The sequence below is a fragment of the Nitrospira sp. BLG_2 genome (assembly GCF_049222245.1).
This window is the reverse complement of sequence record NZ_JBLYIG010000116.1, coordinates 1-2,275: the sequence shown is the minus strand read 5'-3', so window position 1 is coordinate 2,275 and position 2,275 is coordinate 1. Positions and strand designations below refer to the sequence as shown.

At 56.4% G+C, this 2,275-nt stretch carries 4 protein-coding genes; 3 read left to right on the top strand and 1 reads right to left on the bottom strand.

Annotated elements, in window-relative coordinates; all coding sequences use genetic code 11:
• From ACOSYY_RS03385 to ACOSYY_RS03375, 3 genes are all read left to right on the top strand, one after another.
• Positions 1 to 205: endonuclease (locus ACOSYY_RS03385; RefSeq protein WP_421660863.1), on the top strand; the 205-nt coding region annotated here is incomplete at its 5' end.
• A gap of 150 nt (positions 206 to 355) precedes the next feature.
• Positions 356 to 814, top strand: a complete 459-nt coding sequence (locus ACOSYY_RS03380) for a rhodanese-like domain-containing protein (RefSeq protein ID WP_421660862.1) — start codon at positions 356 to 358, stop codon at positions 812 to 814.
• 79 nt (positions 815 to 893) lie between these two features.
• On the top strand, positions 894 to 1,859 hold the full coding sequence (locus ACOSYY_RS03375) for an aldose 1-epimerase (protein WP_421660861.1): 966 nt from the start codon (positions 894 to 896) through the stop codon (positions 1,857 to 1,859).
• 80 nt (positions 1,860 to 1,939) lie between these two features.
• On the opposite strand, the gene ACOSYY_RS03370 is transcribed toward ACOSYY_RS03375, so the two are convergent.
• Positions 1,940 to 2,275 (bottom strand): hypothetical protein (locus ACOSYY_RS03370; protein WP_421660860.1); only part of this gene is annotated, 336 nt, incomplete at its 5' end.

Here is a 2,275-nt window from a genome sequence, read left to right as displayed (position 1 = left end):
GGGAGAGATCAACCGAACCGCGGAAGAATACACGCAAGATCGTATCGCCACGCTCCTCACATGGCATACGGACTTTCCCGTGGATGACTATGAGCGGCATCGCAACCAGGCGATCTTCGAGCGACAGGGAAACCGCAATCCGCTCATCGACCATCCCACGTGGGCGACAAGGATCGATTTCCGGCAGGGCTTGGGACCGGGATAACAAGCTGTTCGATATGGCAGATCAGTGGATTGAGCGCGGACCACCTCTTCGTTGGCTTCATCCATGCCTTGAGGCGCCTGGGAGGATCCGGTTAGACTGTCTTGGAATCATACAGATGGACGTACCCTATAGTCCTCGAAAGGAGAACACATGAACCTATTCATCACATCGTCACTGACCATCATGCTTAGCGCGTTTCTGATCTTACCTTCACAGGCTCTCGCGCAGAATGTACCTCCCGTCTCGAAACAGAAAGTTGAAGTGGCGCAGAAGCAAGTGAAGACGATCGGCATGGAAGAGTATCGGAAGCTCGTCGAAAATCCGGGCGCTGCCTTGATCGTGGATGTACGGGAGCCGCATGAGTACGCCGCAGGGCATGTGCCTGGATCGATCAATATTCCTCGCGGCCTCATCGAATCCAAGATCTGGAGTCACGTCGGCGATCCAGCCGACACCGACATGGACCGCCCCATCATCCTACAATGTCAAAGCGGCAGACGCGCTTCACTTGCCGCGCAATCTCTCGAGAACCTCGGGTTCACGCAAACGACGGCGGTCATTATGAACCTTGACGACTGGCAAAAGGCCGGCAATCCATTTACCAAGTAACCCATCTCCGTCCTGAAGCTCATTCCCCTCTGGCGCCTGCTCTTTCAGAGAGCAGGCGTCGCCTTCGTCGATCGTCAGAATGTATACTGCGACTATGACACCCGTCACACCGGATACCGAACTCTCCTTATCTTTCGAAAACCAGCGCGCGGTTGTTTCTCCATGGGGGGCCTCATTACGACGGTACCTGCTCATCGATGCGGAAGGACGGGAATACGATATCGTTTGGGGCTATTCAGGGGGCAGTCGGAAGCGAGGTGGACAGGGTGACGTGCTCATCCCGTTTCCAGGACGCGTCCGAGATGGGCGCTATGCGTTCGAGGGGCAGTCACTGCAGCTTGAATGCAACGACAAGGAAGGGCCAAACGCCATTCATGGATTCGTTCGCAGTCTACCGTGGCGCGTGCAAGAAGCTCATACAAACAAGGTGACGTTTGAAATCCGCCTCGACGCTGAAACGTACGCTGCACGTGGCTATCCCTTTTCACTGGCCATATGGGTAACATATGACCTCGGTGCCTCCGGACTCACGTGCACATTCACCGTGAAGAACGTCGGGCAGCAGGCTGCGCCGGTCGGAGTCGGGTTTCATCCCTACTTCACCGTTGGAACGTCCTTGATCGATGAGGCTGAGGTGCGAATCCCGGGAGCCGCCTACTTGGAATTCAACGAACGGCTCGTCCCGACAGGGACGATTCTAAGCGCGGCCGGCACGCCCTGGGACTACCGACGATTTCGTGAGATCGGTCTTCAACGCTTTAACCATTGCTATGTGCAACTCGAGCGCGACGCGCGGGGAATGGCCACCGCGTCCCTCCGAGACGCCGCAAGCGGTCGCGTCATCGACATTACGATGGATCATTCGTTTTCCGCCGTGGTCGTGTATACCGGAGACGCCATTGCGGACGCGGCACGAGCTGCGCTTGCCATCGAACCGATGACCTGCGCCAGCGATGCATTTAATCACCCGGAATGGGGGCTGAAGCGGCTCGTTCCCGGTGAGACATTTTCAGGATGCTACAGCGCGCGGCATCGACGAATCTAGCGAAACGTCTTGAGATGAGCTTTGCGCAGAACCGTGTGAGGACAATGCACGGAGCTGGTGAGCTCCTGAGCAAGACTCTCTCAGGCAATCTTTCGAAGGGCAGGCTTGCCGGTGATCAGCTGGCGGCAGAGCTGGTACAGCTTGAACTGCACCTCATCAAACGACTCTCCTTGCACAACAGAGTCGGGATAGTCCTCCAGATAGCCGCGCCATTTGCCTTGATCCTGTGAGAGGACATATTTTGGTGTCTTCAAGTCTGGAACTTCTGTCTTGGGTCGTTCTATGCGGGATATCTCCCGACCGTTTTTGGTGGTTTCACGGCTCAGTTGTTGAACCTTGAACTGCAGCTCATCGAATGACGCCGCTTGTATTTCGCGATCGGGACATCCCTCCGGATGGCCACGCCACTTGCCCCC